This window comes from Yersinia entomophaga, assembly GCF_001656035.1.
Classification (GTDB): domain Bacteria; phylum Pseudomonadota; class Gammaproteobacteria; order Enterobacterales; family Enterobacteriaceae; genus Yersinia; species Yersinia entomophaga.
Genome location: NZ_CP010029.1, coordinates 2,092,642 through 2,110,156, shown reverse-complemented (window position 1 = coordinate 2,110,156; position 17,515 = coordinate 2,092,642). Strand labels below are relative to the sequence as shown.

Sequence of the window (17,515 nt, the reverse complement as noted above, 5' to 3'; positions counted from 1 at the left end):
GGTTTTGTAACCGTCTATGTCCACTCTCGCTGGTGCGTCACCTTCTGCTAGCTTTGAAGCTCTCTACAGCTCGCACCATCACTGGTTAAGAAATTGGCTGCGATCGAAGCTGGGATCGACATATGATGCAGACGATCTGGCGCAGGATACCTTTATGGGGATTCTCGTCGGCAATAAAGCTCATGAAATTCGTGAACCCAAATCCTTCTTATGCACCGTTGCTCGCCGGGTCATGATCGACTATTTCCGCCGTAACGCGCTGGAACGTGCCTATCTTGAAATGCTGGCGCAAATGCCGGAAGTTTCTGTCACCTCACCTGAACAGCGCCAGTGCCTGTTGGAAACGCTGCAACAAATCGACACCATGCTTGATGGGCTTGGGCATAAGGTGCGCCAGGCATTTCTGATGTCGCAGTTGGAAGGGCTCACTTATCCGGTGATAGCCGAACGTTTACAGATATCGGTTATTTCAGTCAAAAAATATATGGCAAAAGCGACCGAACATTGCCTGCTGTTTGCACTGGAACATCCTCAAACGCCATGAGTTCCTCATTATCTGAATCTCAGCAACGGGCCTTGAAAATGGCTGCGCAGTGGTTTGCTGCCCTTTGTGACGAAAACGTCACGTCGCAGCAAAAGCAAAAGTGGCAACTTTGGTATCAGCAGCATGAGGATCATCGCTGGGCGTGGCAGCGGGTCGAGGCATTACAGGGGCAGTTTCACAGCATGCCCGGTACATTCAGCTATCAAACCCTCAATCAGGCACGACAGCAGGCGGAAATCACTCGGCGTCGGGTATTGAAAGGATTGGTGGTTTTTCTGGGAGTCGGTGGTTCCTGGAAAGCCTGGCAGTCGCCTACCGGGCAAGGGCTGTGGGCAGATGCGCGCACCTCGACCGGTGAAATTAAATCTCTGCCTTTGAGCGATGGTTCCCAACTTTTCCTCAATACCGCCAGTGCGGCAGACATTCGTTATACGACGGATCGGCGGCTGATCTGGCTACATCAGGGAGAGATCGGCATTACCACTGCAAAAGATCTGCAGGCTCGACCTTTTATTGTGGAAACATCGCAGGGCTGGATGCGGGCGTTGGGTACACAATTTATCGTGCGACAAACCGGAGATATCACACAGTTATCGGTGCTTAAACACGCCGTCGAAGTGAAGCTACGCGCCGCTCCAAATCAAATTATCACCGTGAATGAAGGTCAGTCGGTGAGTTTCAGCGATCGGGATTTCTCTGCCTTGACTCCGTTAATCGCCGGTGCCGGAAGTTGGACTCAGGGGCGATTAAGCGTCAGTGACGGGCGGCTGGGTGATGTCATTGAAGACATTGCGCGTTATCGACATGGCCGCCTAAGCTGCGATCCGACGGTTGCCGAGCTGCGTATTAGCGGCACTTTTCCTCTCAAGGATACCGATCGTTTGCTAAAAATACTGACTCAAACTCTTCCTGTTAAAGTTCAATCACTTACCCGATATTGGGTGAAAGTGGTGCCTGCCTGAATGCTTATTTCTAAATAAAAATGATAAAAAGTCGCATTCGCGATTATACCTTTTGCGATTTCATTCGACTCCTACATAGCACAGTAAAAAAACATAAATTCTGGAGAGGGTATGTCCATTTCTTCACGCGCAGGCGTTTTTGGCATTTTTAGCAAGGCAACACCATTGGCAATCGCCATTCATTGCACGTTAATTCCAGCGGCGATGCTGGCACCGGTAATGGCGACGGCGGCTTCTGCCACCGCGAGCTATCACATTGCACCGGGTGATCTCGATACCGCATTGAATCTGTTTGCCAGTCAGTCTGAGATCACTTTGTCAGTGGATTCCTCACTGACTCGCGGCAAACGTAGCGAAGGCCTAAACGGCAATTATTCGGTGAATAGCGGTTTACACGCTTTGTTATCGGGTAGTGGTTTACGGAGTAAAGCGCTGGGCGGCAATGCTTTCACGCTGGAGCCTGAGGTCTCAGCTAACGCAGATACTCTGACCGTAGTCGGTGATTGGTTAGGGGATGCGCGTGAAAATGACATTTTTGAACACGCCGGGGCGCGTGATGTCGTGCGCCGCGCAGAGTTTGCTAAAACGGGTGCGACTACCGTTCGTGAGGTTTTAAACCGTATGCCGGGGGTGAATGCGCCGGAAAACAATGGCACTGGCAGCCATGATATGGCGATGAACTTCGGTATTCGTGGCCTTAATCCGCGTTTAGCCAGTCGTTCTACCGTGCTGATGGACGGTATTCCCGTTCCTTTTGCCCCTTACGGCCAGCCTCAGCTTTCCCTTGCACCGGTTTCGCTGGGTAATCTGGATGCGGTCGATGTGGTGCGCGGCGGCGGTGCCGTGCGTTACGGGCCGCAAAGCGTTGGCGGCGTGGTTAACTTCGTGACTCGCGCTATTCCGCAGGATTTTGGCCTCTCAGCGGGCATGGAAGGCGCACTGAGCCCGACATCGAGCCAGAATGATCCCAAAGGCACCGGAAATCTGATGATTGGCGGCACGGCGGATAACGGTCTGGGAGCGGCGCTGCTGTATTCTGGCACTCGCGGTAGCGACTGGCGAGAACACAGTTCCACCAAAATCGACGATGTGATGTTGAAAACGCGCTATGCGCCAAACGATGTACATACTTTCAATAGCTTACTGCAATATTATGAAGGTCGGGCTGAAATGCCGGGCGGTTTGTCACGTGCGGCTTATAACGCCGACCCTTTCCAGTCAACGCGTCCTTACGACGAATTCTGGGGCCGTCGCCAGCTCGCGAGTCTGGGTTACCAATATCAACCGGATCAACAGCATAAGTTTAATATCCAGAGCTTCTATACCTACACCTTACGCAGTGGCTATCTCAATCAGGGCAAAAATATCACCCTGTCACCGCGCGAATATTGGGTTCGTGGTATTGAACCGCGTTATAGCCAAAGCTTCACATTGGGCTCGTCCGCCCATGAAGTGGGTATCGGCTATCGTTTCGTTAGCGAATCAACCCATGAATTGCGCTACACCAGTTTAGCCAGCAGTGGAAAATTACCGACTACCAGCAGCCCGTTTGACCGGGATACTCAGTCCGGAACTCAGGCTCACGCCTGGTATATCGATGACCGTATTGATATTGGTGATTGGACGATTACGCCGGGGATACGCTATGAGCGTATTCAGTCTTATCAGAATAACTACATTAAGAATACTAAGCAGGACATCAGCTACAACGCGCCTCTGCCCGCTCTGAATGTGGTTTATCACCTGAATGATGCCTGGAATATCTATGCTAATACCGAAGGTTCCTTCGGTACGGTGCAGTACAGCCAAATCGGAAAAGCCGTGGATAGCGGCAAAATTGAGCCGGAAAAAGCGCGCACATGGGAATTGGGGACGCGCTTCGATAACGACATCGTGAAAGCGGAAGTCGGACTGTTCCTGATTAACTTTGATAATCAGTATGATTCCAATCAGGTGACTGATAGCGTGACCGCTCGCGGTAAAACCCGCCACAGCGGTTTGGAAAGTCAGGTGCGCTACGATCTGGCGGATTTATCTCCCGCATTGGATAACCTTTCGGCCTACGCCAGCTATGCCTATGTGAATGCGATAATCCGTGAAGAAGGTGCTAACCGCGGTAATCAGGTGCCGTTCTCACCTAAAAACAAAGGCACGCTGGGGCTGGATTATTCACCGGGTAGTTGGACGTTTAACCTAAATAGCGAGTTCCAGTCCAGCCAGTTTGCGGACAATGCCAATACTGTGAAAGAAAGCGTGGACGGCAGTAACGGGCGAATTCCTGGATTCATGCTGTGGGGCGCTCGCGCCAATTACAACTTTGGCCCGCAAATGGCCAACCTGAATCTGGCGGTGGGCGTGAAGAATATCTTCGATCACCATTACTTCACCCGCGCCTATGACGATAACAACAAAGGAATGTATGTCGGCCAGCCGCGTACCCTTTATCTGCAAGGTTCGGTGAAATTCTAATATTTCAGCATCGCTGCTATGCCGGGTGTCTCTATAGGATGCCCGGTAATTTTTACTTTTTCTGCCAGAGGTTCTATGTCTTTTATCTCACGATTGGCCATTCCCGTGTGTCTGATGTGTTTATGTCTAGGCAACGCCGGAGCTGTGACGGTGCAGGATCAGCAGGGCGCTTTTACTTTCAATGGCATGGCTTCCCGGGTTGTGGTTTTGGAATTGTCATTTGTGGACGCTTTAGCCTTAGTTGAAGTTAGCCCGGTAGGCGTAGCGGACGATAACGATCCCGAAAGAATATTGCCGGAGGTACGCCAGCGCATTCAGCCGTGGCAGTCGGTTGGAACACGTTCACAGCCGAGTCTGGAAGCTATTGCGGCTTTAAAACCGGATTTAATCATCGCGGACAGCAGCCGCCACGGTGGTATTTATGCTGCGTTAAAAGGCATTGCGCCGACGCTGATGCTTAAGTCTCGCAATGAAACCTACAGTGAAAATCTGGAATCAGCGGCGATAATCGGTGAAGTGTTGGGGAAAAATGCCTTAATGCAGCCGCGCTTGGCCGAACATCATCAACGTATGCAGGCTTTTGCCGGCCAGTTGCCGGAAGGTGAAAAAGTGGTATTCGGTACTTCCCGCGAACAGCAGTTCAATCTGCACAGCCGTGAATCTTACACTGGCAGCGTTTTGACCGCTTTGGGCCTGATCGTGCCTGAACCCGTGAATAAGCAGGCGCTCGCCAATATTAGTCTCGAACAGCTATTAGCGATCGATCCAGAATGGCTGATCGTCGCGCATTATCGTCAGGAAAGTATTGTAAGACAGTGGCAGAAAGATCCGCTGTGGCAGGTGATGAAAGCGGCACAGCAAAATCATGTTGCTGCGGTAGATAGCAATACCTGGGCGCGTATGCGCGGGGTTTTTGCCGCAGAGCATATCGCCAGTGACGCCGTGGCCATTTTGCATCATCGGTCAAGAAACGAAACGCCATGATCGCAATGTTATTATGCTAATAAAACGCCTTTTTATCGGGTGGCGCTGGGCATTGCCACTGTTGGTATTAGCGCTTGGTTTCTGGCTCACGTTGTTTTGCCGCTCGGCCGTGCCGATTGCGCCGTTAGAGGCGCTGCGCGCTTTGTTTCCGGGTGCGCCGGCAACCTTGGCGCAGGCTTTGGTGCTGAATCTCCGCTTGCCGCGCAGTCTGGTCGCCATGCTGTTGGGTGCCAGTCTGGCTCTGGCGGGTAGTCTGCTGCAAACGCTGACCCGCAACCCGCTGGCTTCCCCCTCATTATTGGGGATTAATGCCGGAGCCTCGCTGGCGATGGTAGTGGTTAGCGCTCTTAGCCCGCAGCTGTTTTCTGGCTTTAGCATTGCTTTGGCTGCCGCCTTAGGTGGAGGTATCAGCTGGGGCGTTGTTATGCTACTTGGCGGCGGCTGGCAGCAGGCAGGTGACCGTAGCCGGCTGGTTCTGGCGGGCGTTGCGGTATCGGCACTATGTGCTGCTCTGGCCAAAGCAACGCTGATTTTGTCTGAAGATCAGGCCTACAGCATACTCAACTGGCTAGCCGGTGGCGTTGCTCATGCGCGCTGGCCGGAGTTTTGGCATTTATTCCCCTTCACGCTGATCGTGGCTCCACTGGCGTTGCTGCTTGCTAGCCGCTTGAATGTATTGCAGGTCAGCGATGAAAGCGCTCACTCACTTGGAGTGAACCTTCCTCGTTTGCGATTATTAATTAATCTGATGGTATTGCTGCTGGTGGGCGCCTGCGTGAGCGTAGCTGGGCCGCTGGCCTTTATTGGCTTGTTGATACCCCATATGGCGCGAGGTTGGATCGGTTATGACCTACGCCGTATGCTGCCTGTCAGCATGATCATGGGGGCTACGCTGATGTTACTGGCGGATTTACTGGCGCGAGTGCTGGCGTGGCCGGGCGAAATCCCCGCCGGTGCAGTGTTGGCTTTGATTGGTGCGCCGGTCTTTATCTGGTTGGTCAGGAGCCGAACATGAAGCGCCCATTCATCACGTTGATACTGCTGCCGGCGTTGGTATTGCTGACATTGTTGCTGTCACTGCGTTATGGCACCCACACTTTGAGTTTCAGCCAGATGCGCATGGCTTTTCTTCCGGCAGACGACAACTATTTTCCGCTCGTCGAATACCGTTTGCCTCGTGCGCTGCTGGCAATGATGGTTGGCGCGGCGCTGGCATTGTCCGGTGTATTAGTTCAGGGGGTGATTCGCAATCCATTGGCGTCACCGGATATTTTAGGGGTGAATCATGCCGCAGGGCTGGCGTCGGTTAGCGCCTTGATGCTATTTCCCGCTCTATCGGTACTGTGGTTGCCGCCGATTGCTTTCATGGGCGGCGTATTGGCGTTTATGCTACTTCGCGTCTGCGCGGGTCAATCCGCCGCGTTAAAACTGGCGCTAACTGGCGTGGCTCTGACCGCTTTTTACGCCAGTCTGACCGATTATCTGATGCTGTCACATCCGCTGGAAATCAATAACGCGCTGTTATGGCTGACCGGCAGTTTGTGGGGGAGAGGCTGGTCATTTGTTCTGGTTATTGCTCCCTGGCTGGTCATCCTGTTGCCGCTTAGCCTGTGGTTTTGTCGCGATCTGGACGTGATGGCGCTGGGAGAGAATAGTGCGTCAACGCTGGGCATTTCGGTACGGCGCGTACAATCGCTGGTATTAATATTGGCAGTAGCGCTGGCGGCTATCAGCGTGGCTGTATGCGGCCCGATTGGATTTATCGGGTTGGTCGCCCCTCATTTGACCCGAAAACTAGTCGGTGGGCGTCATTTGCTGCTGATTCCCGCGGCAATGTTGGTGGGGGCGCTTATCCTCCTATGGGCCGATCTACTGGCCAGAACGCTACATCCTCCCCTTGAACTGCCAGCCGGCGTATTAACCGCGGTGATTGGCGCTCCTTATTTTTTCTGGCTTTTGATGAGAAACCGCTGATGCAACTCTCAATTGAGAACCTGCGCGCTGGCTACGGTAAAAATACCATTCTTAGCGACTTATCGCTGACTCTGCCAGCGGGCAAAATTACCGCATTGCTTGGCCCGAATGGATGTGGGAAATCAACTTTGTTGAAGTGTTTTTCGCGTTTGCTGACGCCATCATCTGGCAGCATATGGCTTGATAACTATCCTATTTCCGCATTATCTAGCCGCGAACTGGCTCGTCAACTCGCATTGTTACCGCAACAGCACGTTTCACCAGAAGGTATTCGGGTATGCGAACTGGTCGGCTATGGCCGCAGCCCGTGGTTAAATCTGTGGGGGCGGTTAAGCGCCGATGACAAACGCAAAGTTGAGCAGGCGATGCGCGATACTCAGATCGCGGATCTGGCAGATAAATTGGTCAGCGAGCTTTCCGGAGGGCAGCGTCAGCGAGCATTTCTGGCGATGGTATTGGCGCAGCAGACGCCGCTGTTATTGCTCGATGAACCAACAACTTATCTCGATATTAATCATCAGGTTGAACTAATGGCGTTGCTCCGTCGGCAAAATCAACAGGGAAAAACTCTGGTCGCAGTATTGCACGACCTGAATCAGGCTAGCCGTTATTGCGACAATTTGGTGATGATGAGGCAGGGCAAAGTTATTGTTCAGGGTACGCCGGAGGAGGTGATGACGCCGGAGCTCTTGGCGGAAACTTTTCAGATTGACGCGCAAATTCATCGCGAACCGATTTCTGGCCGACCGATGTGCATTGTGAAATGACGCCCCGCTTTTCATCTAATAGATTGCTGATTGAGTAAAATACAAGGCGGATTAGGCTGCGTCTTTGCTCTGAGAGAACGAATTGTTAACAAGACTAATAAAAACAAATGACGGTTAAAAAGTAGCAGAGAAAAATAGTAGAGAAAAAAATAGCAGTGAGAAACCGTAACGTTGATAAAGAACGGCGGTGAGAACTAATGGCCGTAAAAAGCGTATATCCACAGCCGTAGATATACGCGCACTTTGCATGACGATTATCGGATACAACGTAAGGTATTACAGTGCCAATTTGATTTCATTCGCCAAAATGTCACTGATATTTTCGTGTGTTTTCGTGGTTGGATGCATATTATCCCAGAAAACAAAAGCGCCATTACTATTCTTACATTCGTCTCGTGGTGACGCACCGGTAATATAATCGAGACTTGAATCTCGCAAATTCAAACAGGTGTCTTTGGAGTTAACATAGCCAAATTTCTCAGGGTTTTTGATGATATCCTCAAACGCCGTATTTAGATTTGGCATAATCCATTTAACATCAGGATATGTCGATTTCAGTGAATTGATTAATGAGATTAGCTTAGTGTTAAACTCGATAGATTTATTTTTTAACTTGTCTTTATCAGATTGACTCCAACCTTTAACAGCAGGAACAGTAGAAAAGTTGGGTAGACTAAATACCGCAATCTGCTTCGCGCCTAGATTCTTTAGTCGGACTAAATCATTTTTATAGTTATTAATGATGTCATCAGGTGACTTGCTGCCCGTAATGAAATCATTGCCACCAAATAAAGCCAGAAAAAGAGTTTTACCGATAGAATACCCATCAGATTTTTTTATATAGGACTCAAAAGAGTCCAGCTGCTGCCCAAAGCCGGAGAAGATAAGGCCGCTACCGCTCTCCGCGTTACCTGTTGCCCAAGTGTAGCTAGGCACTTTAATGTGTTTTTGGCTCAGATACTCATGCCAAACCAATCCATTTGAGAAGTGCCCTAAATACCAGGTATTACTGTTAGGCACAGTTCCGTAGGAACCATTATAGACATTGATCGTATCTGATAGACTGTCACCAAAGACAACCATTCGGTCCAGTTTAGTTTTACCAATATCAATTGTCGGTATTTTGTCTCCTTCATTCCAGAACGAATAGTAGTAAGACAACGTGTAATCTGACGCATAAGGGATAAGGTCGGTAAAACTAATATTTTTCTTATTTAATGTATTAATACAAACGTCTTTGATTTCCTGATGAGTTGATTTCGTATAAAACATATTGGCTAAAATAGCGCTGGAATACCAATGGCCATTAACGGTGGCATAATCATTGGCTGAATTGCCTGCGCGGCCCCATTCCCAGGATGACGTAGCGTCAAACGATTTATCTTTGTTTTTCCGGTAAGCACACTTTATATAGGTATAGGTTTCACTCTTATTGAGTGATTTTTGCATGTTCTTTTCAGGTGGAACACTAGTCTCTGAAATTGAACTCACATCATTAGCTGCATAAGATGAAATGCAAAAAATAGATAACAATAAAGCCATAGGCATCTTATTCATTTTTTATTTCCTGTTTGTTTTTAGTTTTAAATAGAATTGAAAATAATCTCTATATTAATAAAGCTATTGTTTTTGGTGGTAAGAAACACAAATATTCGCGGCCTGACCGGCCAGCTCTTTTCGATCGCTGGAAACAAAAATGCCAGAAATATAGTGACCCTCGAGAGCGAATTTCCGATAGTTAGTTGAATAGCGCTGACCGACACTCAAGGTTCGGCCATCGCTTAAGGTAAATTTAACCTCATCGATAGCTCCATTTCCCCAGGTTTCGAGCGTATTAATCAGGCTTCCATTAAGTTCTATTGAGCGGGATTCACCGGTAACCGTACCCTGTTGGTATCTGTTGCCGTTTGCAAAGATAATTTCGAACCCGCCTACTCGCAAAGCTCCGCCAATACGCTGGATATAGCCTTTAATCGATTTAATCTGGTTGATGCGACCATTAACCAGACTGGGTTTGAATGGCTCAGGCATATTAATTTCATCTTTTAACGCTAAAATCCGAGCCTGGCTGGTTGGCCAGCCAAAGAAGGTGAAATAACACAACGTTTTTAAATACAGACCTTTCGTGTTACTGCCATTTTTTTGAACGTTTTGAATGATCTCTGTATATTCCATACCATGTACCCGGCAATAACCGTGGGCGTACATGACATTATTTGCCACTGTATTGGGTGAAGATTCGTTGTACTGAATATCTAGCTCTGTATCGTAAATACCCTGTGTATAATCTTCGACATGCTTTACCAGTTGATCAATGTTCCGCTGAAGTTGCCCAACCTCATTGTTGTTTAATCCAATTTCATCTTTACGCTCAATACCCATAGTCCAGTACATGATTTGCATCAGAGCAGTCGTCGAATACATGGAAAGAATATGGTAATTGGTTTTGTGATCAAAGGTAGTGAACTTGCGCTGTACGCTGTCTAAATTTACGGAGACACTCATATATAAGCTTTTGGCTTCTGGCGTACCGGGATGATCCTGTAGCGCGGAAACTACGGATGCAATCTTGCCTTTAAGTTCGGCGATATCGCCTAATAAGATACCCTGAATCGCTTTAAGGACACTTTCCTCAATAAGCTGGTGCAGCTGTCCCATCATTTCCTGCCAAATATCGCGTTCTTGATCTTTCCAGAAGAAATCGATAATTGAGGACAGATAATCTCCAACGTAAGGAATAAAGGATATACCTTTAATTATCGCTTGCTTAAGGATAGCGGAAGAATTCCAGTCAAACTCGTAAGCCGAGCTAGCATAGACAGGGTAAGGAGTCAGACTGGCGATATTGTCATACTCTGTAATTTTATTCATTTAACTTACCTTTTATTTTCATGATTTATTCAAATCAGATTGAATATTTAAAACTTTTTTTTGGCCATAAAAAGTCTCAATCCGGCTTGAGCCGAAATTCAGAATTTTATGTAAAGTCCTGGCTCTTCACTGGCATGAAGATAAGATTTTTCAGGCTGTTTCTATTTTCCTCTGATAGAAGATTTACAATCCGTTAATTAATCGCTACTTTTATTTCTCCTCTGCTGTTACGTACGCTTTTCGGCTGGTTTTATTTACCAATACCACTTTGCTGTAATATAGAGAGTTCGATGGTGACTGCAGTAACTTAGATTCACCGACACTCACCTCAATGGACGTATAAAGGAACCATTGGCTAGTGAAACTGTGCGACCAATAATACTCGGCAGTAATGAGGTTTGCCGCGCCATCATTAGTGATCATTATGTTTCGGCGGCTTTCTGGAATAATGGGAGTGCTTTGATAGAAGACCTCGGTGCTGGAGTTTGGCGCTACTTCGGCTGCGACTCTTGCTCTGAGGGGGGCGGAGATTAAAGCCGCTGCTTGAGCTTTATAAATTTCAGTTGGTTTTTCCACTTCAACTGTATTTGATTCTGTATTAATCGTGATGGTTACCTTGTTCATATCTTTATCCTTTTTTATACCAACCAATTTGTTGGTACGAAAAGACTATTCAATAAATCACTGATTAAGAAATCAATATCGGGTTATAATTGATGATATCGTTAATGCTCTATTTTTATCTTAACTAAGCTATTCGTGTTTGATTTTTTGAGTGATGACAGCGATATTTATATTTTAATGCAAAACTTATTTTGTTTTTTTATTAAATTATAAGTTATAACGTATTTAATTGATTAAATAATAATGGCTTGATCTGATGCGCTAAATTTATTGCATTCTTTTGCGCCTCTTTTCAGGCTGTGGTAGGGAAAACTTGAGGACGGGAGAGAAGCGGTCAGTGACGTTGAATAAAGTTAGTGAGAGAGGCGTATTTCTGAAAGGTTTTCTTATTCATTAATGGGGAGTATAGGGGGGGTAAATATTAGGCCTATTTTAGTCTGGATAATCTTGCTGCGTTCAATCTCATACGGGTGGACTAACTCTCAAAGATTATGTGGGATAAGTTTTATCGGAGAGTTATTTGGACTCTGTGGGAGTGCATTTTGTCGGATAGCTGTGTTGGGGTAATTCGAGCAGCTTAGGCCTTTTCGGCCTGGATGACATGCGGTTGTTCCCGTAACAATGCATTTTTCTTCTCCAGCTGTTTTGTATGCTGCGCTTGTTTGGTTATAGCCGAGGCTAAATCTTCAGCCTGTCTTTTCAGCTGTAATAACCGGGCATTCAATAAGTCATTCTGCGCTTTTAGCCGTTGATTATCCCGTTGAGCTTGGTTAGACGTTCGCTGCTGATGACGAACCAAAAGTACGATAAGAAGCAAGGCGAACAATAATATTCCGGTGCTGTAGATAGTTGGGAGTAAAAATGTCATGAGTAGCTCTTTGTGAAAGTTAAAATACTGAGTGAACAACTTGGACCCATTGGGGACTAACTATTGGTTAGTTCTGTCTGTTGGCATGGTTTTGTATAAAATAAGCCATGTTACTTCCCTGACGAATTAGATAAACGGTGCCATAAGTAGCTCAACGCTGTGCTGCCCATTGTGCCGAATAATCCAGAAAATAGGAATGTCATGTAATGGCTGGCGCCGCTCTCAAAACTTAATAATCCACCTAATAAACCGGTGAAGCTTGATATCGTTATTTGGCTGAGCACACCCATCCAACTCCATTTACTGCGAGTGCCTTGTCTGTCCATCAGGTATCGTACTAAACCTCCCCAAGCAGAAAAAATGCCGATAATTATCCATGTAATAATCTGTGTTTCTGCCGGGGACTTTAGTGACATGCGGTTATCTCCATTTATTTGCCACTGTTAATGGCTAACTGATAATACCTATCCGCTCTGTGTAATCATGAAAATCAGTGTAATCAATCATTTTAACTCGCAACTATGGTAGTTAATTTCATCTCTCGTATGAACTAAATGAGAATTAAGTCAACAGAGAGGTGTGGTAATTAATTTCCGTTTTGCCCGATTCGTTTGGATAAGTTAAATGCTATTTCTCATTGTCGTTCGATACTCAATGGTTTGATTATTTATAAATAATAAATTATTGCTTCTGTTCTATTCAAGTTATTTACGATTCTTTTAGTTTATCCAGTTTGAGACGCTGGATTATCTTTGGTTATATACCTGTTGGTTATACTGTCAGAGTTTCAGATCTACTTATATTGAGGTTAATCCTGATTATAATGAATTATTTTCCTTAATGTTCAGTAAGAACTTGACCAGAAAACACATGATCCCATTATTGCTTGCAATAATTGTTATGATGTTCCGCTGGACTTTGCAATTTCCGCCGTTGTTCATTGAGATGGATATCTGAATGACATCACCTATGGTTGATAATTTACTCCTTAAACGATAAGCCAGCTGCGAAACGTTACCTTTACCGATAATGCTCTCTCTACCTTTCCAAACGTGAGTGACGATTTCGTTTATAGGAATACTATTATTTTTCCTGCGATTGAGCAGGAACTGTAGCATCAAAAATTCCTTTTCTGTCAGCACGATCTTCTTATTATCATAATGCAATGACTTTTGTGCTCCATCGATAAACAAGACCTTCATTATCATTCTCCATATGAGTGAGTCATTTATTAGATAAGAATGATAATTCATGAGGTGATTAATTAACACGCTAAATTATACTTGAGTTTTATTTTTTGAACGAAGTAACAAAACGTGTGACTGGTAGTACTTTTTGATCTTTTGTTATTGTAGTCTTGGGTATTATATTTTTCTTTTTTTCAAAATTGATTTTCATCATTAAATTAGTTGGTTACCCAATCCAGCTTTGCATTTTCGTTGGACATCCCTATTTGTTTTTCTCGGATTTTTCTCATTTTTTCAATTTTATTGTGATTGTTATGAGTAAGAATTAGCTTTACTGTTTAGTATTGTTTTAATTTATCTGTTAATAAATAGGGTGATTAACATTCCTGCTTCATATTAATGCACTGGGTCTGTTGAGCGGAGATTAACTGATTAGCCTCGCTAAACGAAAGGAGTTTTGGCCTCCTGAGAAAACGCCGGAAAAGTGCAACAGACTAAGGATATATCGCTAAAGAATGCCATATCGCAGAGATTCAATTGCCAGGAAGAAGAGAATCAGGGTGAGGCATACCTATAATTGATTATGTGAGCGCTTTTAATCTAAGCGTCTCGCAGTTATGCCATTGTTGATAAAGGGTAAACTCAATAATGTAATTGATTGATATAAATAGATATTAATATCGAATAAAGCGTTTTGGTAAAACAGGTTATCTTAATAGTAATAATTAAGTGCGTTAATACTTTTTGGAAAAGACATGATTCTAATTATATATGCTCATCCTTATCCGCAGCATTCTCATGCGAACAAACGCATGATAGAGCAGGCGGAGACTCTCGAAGGTGTAGAAATTCGCTCTCTTTACCAACTTTATCCCGATTTCAATATTGATGTCGCCGCTGAGCAGGCAGCGTTGTCTCGTGCCGATCTCGTTATCTGGCAGCATCCGATGCAGTGGTACAGCATGCCGCCGCTGCTTAAGCTGTGGATGGACAAAGTTTTGGCTCATGGTTGGGCTTATGGTCACGGTGGTACGGCGTTACGTGGAAAAAATCTGATGTGGGCGGTCACCACCGGCGGTGGCGAAAATCATTTTGGCATGGGGAGTCATCCCGGCTTTGAGGTGCTTGCTCAGCCGTTTCAGGCCACGGCACTTTATTGCGGTCTGAAATGGTTACCGCCTTTTTCCATGCACAATACTTTTATTTGTGATGATGAAACGCTTCAGGCCCAGGCTCGTCATTACAAACACCGTCTGATGGAATGGAAGGAGGCGTTTTATGGATAGCCATATGCTCATACAGGCACTGATTTATCTTGGTGCAGCGGCGTTGATCGTACCAATTGCGGTGCGTTTGGGATTAGGTTCGGTATTAGGCTATCTGATCGCCGGATGTATTATTGGGCCGTGGGGATTACGGCTGGTTACCGATGTTGACAGTATTCTCCATTTTGCCGAAATCGGCGTGGTATTGATGCTGTTTATTATTGGTCTTGAGCTCGATCCGCAGCGACTGTGGAATTTGCGCGTCTCCGTCTTTGGCGGTGGAGCATTACAGATGGTGGCCTGCGGCGCACTTATCGGGTTGTTCTGTATGTTGCTGGGTCTGCGCTGGCAAATTGCCTGTTTAATTGGGCTAACATTGGCGCTCTCCTCAACGGCAATTGCTATACAGGCGATGAATGAACGAAATTTAATGGCTTCGCAGATGGGGCGCAGCGCTTTTTCCGTATTGTTATTTCAGGATATAGCGGCGATTCCTCTGGTTGCGATGATTCCACTTTTAGCTGCCAGCGAATCATCCACCACTCTGGCTGCTTTTGCGTTTTCAGCTCTGAAAGTTGCCGGAACGCTTACGTTGGTCATTTTGTTGGGGCGTTATGTCACCCGTCCGGCTCTGCGTTTTGTTGCTCGCTCTGGTTTACGCGAGGTTTTCAGTGCCGTAGCGCTATTTCTGGTATTTGGCTTTGGTCTATTACTGGAAGAAGTCGGATTATCTATGGCGATGGGGGCTTTTCTCGCCGGGGTGTTGCTGGCGAGCTCTGAGTACCGACACGCGCTTGAGAGTGATATTGAACCCTTTAAGGGTTTGTTATTGGGGTTATTTTTTATCGGTGTCGGGATGTCGATCGACTTTGGCACGCTGATCGATAATCCGCTGCGTATTATCGTTTTGCTGGCGGGCTTCCTGATCATCAAAACGACAGTCCTGTGGTTAATTGCGCGTCCGCTTAATGTTCCTCGCAAGCAGCGCTATTGGTTTGCCGTATTTTTGGGACAGGGGAGTGAATTCGCCTTTGTTGTTTTTGGCGCGGCGCAAATGGCGAATGTGTTAGAGCCAGACTGGGTGAAATCCTTGACTTTGGCCGTGGCGCTTTCAATGGCGATGACGCCGATTTTACTAGTGTTGTTGGCGCGAATGGAGAAATCCGACCACGGACCGGAGCGCGAAGCCGATGAAATTGATGAAGAACAGACGCGAGTCATTATTGCCGGATTTGGTCGTTTCGGGCAGATAGCAGGCCGCTTGCTGCTTTCCAGCGGCGTGAAGGTAGTGGTACTCGATCACGATCCTGAGCATATCGAAACCCTGCGGAAATTCGGAATGAAAGTGTTTTATGGTGATGCGACACGTATGGATTTGCTGGAATCCGCAGGGGCAGTCAAGGCGGAAGTGTTAATCAATGCCATAGACGATCCGGCAACCAGTATGCAGCTTACGGAAATGGCGAAAGAGCATTTCCCAAACCTGCAAATCATTGCTAGAGCGCGGGATGTCGAGCATTACATTCAGCTTAAACACGCGGGCGTTGCTCAACCGGAGCGTGAAACCTTTGAAGGGGCGTTGAAAATCGGGCGTCTGGCGTTGGAGAAACTCGGTCTGGGCCGCTATGAAGCGCGGGAGCGCGCCGATCTGTTCCGCAGATTTAATCTCCAGATGGTACAGGAAATGGCGGAAGGGGAGAGCGATACCCAGTCTCGCGCTGCGGCATATAAGCGAACCAGCGAAATGCTGACGGAAAGCCTTGCCGAAGAACGCGCTCATCTTTCCCTCATTCAGCGTCATGGTTGGAAAGGAACCGATGAAGGCAAGCATACGGGTGAAGTAGAGGATAAATCGGAATCCCAATCTTCCTGATGATCTAAGTAGAATGCTGTGCTCCACCTATATTCTTTTCTTAATAAATAAGGAATAGAGGTATAGGAAGTCGGAGTGTAGAAAAACAGGTGTGCAGCATTCTTTAGCAGTATCGGTAAATCAAATATCAGTATGTGTGCTATACGTTATTTTTTCTCTAATACACTGTATTTTAAACAAATTTTCTATGCGTCAAGATCTTAATGACCTGTATTACTACGTCCAGGTAGTGGAGCACGGTGGATTTTCTCAGGCTGCTCGCGCGCTGGATATGCCCAAATCAAAACTTAGCAGGCGCATTGGTATGCTGGAGGAACGTTTGGGAGTGCGGCTTATCCTACGTTCAACCCGTATTTTTACCGTCACTGAATTGGGGCAGGCTTACTACACCCAGTGTCGATCTATGCTAGTTGAGGCTGAAGCCGCGCAGGCCATTATCGAATCAGCACAGTCCGTGCCTTGCGGAACCGTCCGACTGGCTTGCCCGATAACTATATTGCATGCCTATGTGGGAGATATGTTGGTAGATTTCTCCTTACAATACCCCGATGTCAGTATTCAGCTCTTAGGTATGAATCGCCCCGTAGATATTCTGACTGAAGGTGTAGATCTGGCCATCAGGGTAAAGCCTTTGCCTGTGGATGGGGCTGATTTAGTTATGCGAGGGTTGGGCTATGCCGCTCAGTACCTTGTCGCTAGCCCGATTTTACTGGAAAAATATGGTATGCCGTTGACGCCGGTTGATTTGGCGTCGTGGCCAACGCTTGGTTACGGGTCTTCTATGGAAAAACATTGTTGGACGCTGATGGGAGCCGATGGGATGCAAACCACCCAGCACCATGTGCCTAAATTTGTCTCTACCGATATGGAAACCTTATGCAAGGCGGCAATTGCCGGAGTTGGTGTGGTTCAGCTTCCGGCGATGATGGTGCGATCTCAGCTTGAACATGGCCGTTTGGTTCGTCTGCTACCTGACTGGGCGACATGTCGGGAAATTATTCATGCGGTATTCCCTTCTCGGCGAGGGCTGCTTCCATCTATTCGCGCCTTGATTGATTTTCTGGCTGAACGATTCGGAACGATAAAAGAAGGGCGATAGGGCACTGGTCTATTCGATTCAAGCCTCG

General features: G+C 46.8%; 16 protein-coding genes. 10 read left to right on the top strand and 6 right to left on the bottom strand.

The window, feature by feature from the left end:
- Positions 1-16 precede the first annotated feature (16 nt).
- The 7 genes from fecI (at position 17) to fecE (ending at position 7,700) form a co-directional block, all read left to right on the top strand.
- Entirely contained in the window at positions 17-544 is a 528-nt protein-coding gene (fecI, locus tag PL78_RS09665) for a ferric citrate uptake sigma factor FecI (protein ID WP_064515093.1), read from the top strand.
- Positions 541-1,506, top strand: a complete 966-nt coding sequence (gene fecR, locus PL78_RS09660) for a ferric citrate uptake sigma factor regulator FecR (protein ID WP_064515092.1) — start codon at positions 541-543, stop codon at positions 1,504-1,506. Before fecI ends, fecR begins: the two co-directional genes overlap by 4 nt.
- A gap of 111 nt (positions 1,507-1,617) precedes the next feature.
- Complete coding sequence (gene fecA / locus PL78_RS09655; RefSeq protein WP_120806579.1) at positions 1,618-3,975, top strand: TonB-dependent Fe(3+) dicitrate receptor FecA; 2,358 nt, start codon at positions 1,618-1,620, stop codon at positions 3,973-3,975.
- A gap of 75 nt (positions 3,976-4,050) precedes the next feature.
- The gene (locus PL78_RS09650; protein ID WP_064515088.1) at positions 4,051-4,959 is read left to right on the top strand and encodes a Fe(3+) dicitrate ABC transporter substrate-binding protein FecB; all 909 of its coding nucleotides are present in this window, start codon (positions 4,051-4,053) and stop codon (positions 4,957-4,959) included.
- A gap of 13 nt (positions 4,960-4,972) precedes the next feature.
- Positions 4,973-5,974 carry an iron-dicitrate ABC transporter permease FecC gene (gene fecC, locus PL78_RS09645; protein ID WP_064515086.1) on the top strand — a complete coding sequence of 334 codons (1,002 nt, stop codon included), beginning with the start codon at positions 4,973-4,975 and terminating at the stop codon, positions 5,972-5,974.
- Positions 5,971-6,933 carry a Fe(3+) dicitrate ABC transporter permease subunit FecD gene (gene fecD, locus PL78_RS09640; protein ID WP_064515084.1) on the top strand — a complete coding sequence of 321 codons (963 nt, stop codon included), beginning with the start codon at positions 5,971-5,973 and terminating at the stop codon, positions 6,931-6,933. Before fecC ends, fecD begins: the two co-directional genes overlap by 4 nt.
- Positions 6,933-7,700: a Fe(3+) dicitrate ABC transporter ATP-binding protein FecE gene (gene fecE, locus PL78_RS09635; protein ID WP_064515082.1), complete on the top strand. Its 768-nt coding sequence runs from the start codon at positions 6,933-6,935 to the stop codon at positions 7,698-7,700. Before fecD ends, fecE begins: the two co-directional genes overlap by 1 nt.
- 276 nt (positions 7,701-7,976) lie before the next feature.
- Here the strand turns inward: fecE and PL78_RS09630 are convergent, their stop codons facing one another.
- The 6 genes from PL78_RS09630 to PL78_RS09610 all read right to left on the bottom strand — a co-directional run bounded on the left by PL78_RS09630 (position 7,977) and on the right by PL78_RS09610 (position 13,265).
- The gene (locus tag PL78_RS09630) at positions 7,977-9,257 is read right to left on the bottom strand and encodes an SGNH/GDSL hydrolase family protein (protein ID WP_064515080.1); all 1,281 of its coding nucleotides are present in this window, start codon (positions 9,255-9,257) and stop codon (positions 7,977-7,979) included.
- 63 nt (positions 9,258-9,320) lie between these two features.
- Complete coding sequence (locus PL78_RS09625) at positions 9,321-10,571, bottom strand: insecticidal delta-endotoxin Cry8Ea1 family protein (protein ID WP_064515078.1); 1,251 nt, start codon at positions 10,569-10,571, stop codon at positions 9,321-9,323.
- A 210-nt stretch (positions 10,572-10,781) separates the two neighbouring features.
- Entirely contained in the window at positions 10,782-11,195 is a 414-nt protein-coding gene (locus PL78_RS09620) for a hypothetical protein (protein ID WP_064515076.1), read from the bottom strand.
- Between the two features lie 577 nt (positions 11,196-11,772).
- The gene (locus tag PL78_RS09615) at positions 11,773-12,063 is read right to left on the bottom strand and encodes a hypothetical protein (RefSeq protein WP_064515074.1); all 291 of its coding nucleotides are present in this window, start codon (positions 12,061-12,063) and stop codon (positions 11,773-11,775) included.
- A gap of 110 nt (positions 12,064-12,173) precedes the next feature.
- Positions 12,174-12,479 carry a phage holin family protein gene (locus PL78_RS19605; RefSeq protein ID WP_071925577.1) on the bottom strand — a complete coding sequence of 102 codons (306 nt, stop codon included), beginning with the start codon at positions 12,477-12,479 and terminating at the stop codon, positions 12,174-12,176.
- 402 nt (positions 12,480-12,881) lie between these two features.
- Positions 12,882-13,265 (bottom strand): helix-turn-helix domain-containing protein, encoded by a 384-nt coding sequence (locus PL78_RS09610; RefSeq protein WP_064515072.1) that lies wholly within the window; start codon positions 13,263-13,265, stop codon positions 12,882-12,884.
- Positions 13,266-14,005: 740 nt separating this feature from the next.
- On the opposite strand from PL78_RS09610, the gene kefF reads away from it, so the two are divergent.
- The 3 genes from kefF to PL78_RS09595 all read left to right on the top strand — a co-directional run bounded on the left by kefF (position 14,006) and on the right by PL78_RS09595 (position 17,487).
- Entirely contained in the window at positions 14,006-14,536 is a 531-nt protein-coding gene (gene kefF / locus PL78_RS09605; protein ID WP_064515071.1) for a glutathione-regulated potassium-efflux system oxidoreductase KefF, read from the top strand.
- Positions 14,529-16,388 (top strand): glutathione-regulated potassium-efflux system protein KefC, encoded by a 1,860-nt coding sequence (gene kefC / locus PL78_RS09600; protein ID WP_064515070.1) that lies wholly within the window; start codon positions 14,529-14,531, stop codon positions 16,386-16,388. The genes kefF and kefC overlap by 8 nt, the downstream gene beginning before the upstream one ends.
- A gap of 187 nt (positions 16,389-16,575) precedes the next feature.
- On the top strand, positions 16,576-17,487 hold the full coding sequence (locus tag PL78_RS09595) for a LysR family transcriptional regulator (protein ID WP_064515069.1): 912 nt from the start codon (positions 16,576-16,578) through the stop codon (positions 17,485-17,487).
- Positions 17,488-17,515: the final 28 nt, after the last annotated feature.

Coding starts and splice junctions, on each gene's coding strand:
- fecC (WP_064515086.1), top strand. CDS start 4,973: ATGCTAATAAAACGCCTTTTTATCGGGTGGCGCTGGGCATTGCCACTG.
- PL78_RS09630 (WP_064515080.1), bottom strand. CDS start 9,257: ATGAATAAGATGCCTATGGCTTTATTGTTATCTATTTTTTGCATTTCA.
- fecA (WP_120806579.1), top strand. CDS start 1,618: ATGTCCATTTCTTCACGCGCAGGCGTTTTTGGCATTTTTAGCAAGGCA.
- PL78_RS09620 (WP_064515076.1), bottom strand. CDS start 11,195: ATGAACAAGGTAACCATCACGATTAATACAGAATCAAATACAGTTGAA.
- PL78_RS09615 (WP_064515074.1), bottom strand. CDS start 12,063: ATGACATTTTTACTCCCAACTATCTACAGCACCGGAATATTATTGTTC.
- fecR (WP_064515092.1), top strand. CDS start 541: ATGAGTTCCTCATTATCTGAATCTCAGCAACGGGCCTTGAAAATGGCT.
- PL78_RS19605 (WP_071925577.1), bottom strand. CDS start 12,479: ATGTCACTAAAGTCCCCGGCAGAAACACAGATTATTACATGGATAATT.
- kefC (WP_064515070.1), top strand. CDS start 14,529: ATGGATAGCCATATGCTCATACAGGCACTGATTTATCTTGGTGCAGCG.
- PL78_RS09625 (WP_064515078.1), bottom strand. CDS start 10,571: ATGAATAAAATTACAGAGTATGACAATATCGCCAGTCTGACTCCTTAC.
- kefF (WP_064515071.1), top strand. CDS start 14,006: ATGATTCTAATTATATATGCTCATCCTTATCCGCAGCATTCTCATGCG.
- fecD (WP_064515084.1), top strand. CDS start 5,971: ATGAAGCGCCCATTCATCACGTTGATACTGCTGCCGGCGTTGGTATTG.
- PL78_RS09595 (WP_064515069.1), top strand. CDS start 16,576: ATGCGTCAAGATCTTAATGACCTGTATTACTACGTCCAGGTAGTGGAG.
- PL78_RS09650 (WP_064515088.1), top strand. CDS start 4,051: ATGTCTTTTATCTCACGATTGGCCATTCCCGTGTGTCTGATGTGTTTA.
- fecE (WP_064515082.1), top strand. CDS start 6,933: ATGCAACTCTCAATTGAGAACCTGCGCGCTGGCTACGGTAAAAATACC.
- PL78_RS09610 (WP_064515072.1), bottom strand. CDS start 13,265: ATGAAGGTCTTGTTTATCGATGGAGCACAAAAGTCATTGCATTATGAT.
- fecI (WP_064515093.1), top strand. CDS start 17: ATGTCCACTCTCGCTGGTGCGTCACCTTCTGCTAGCTTTGAAGCTCTC.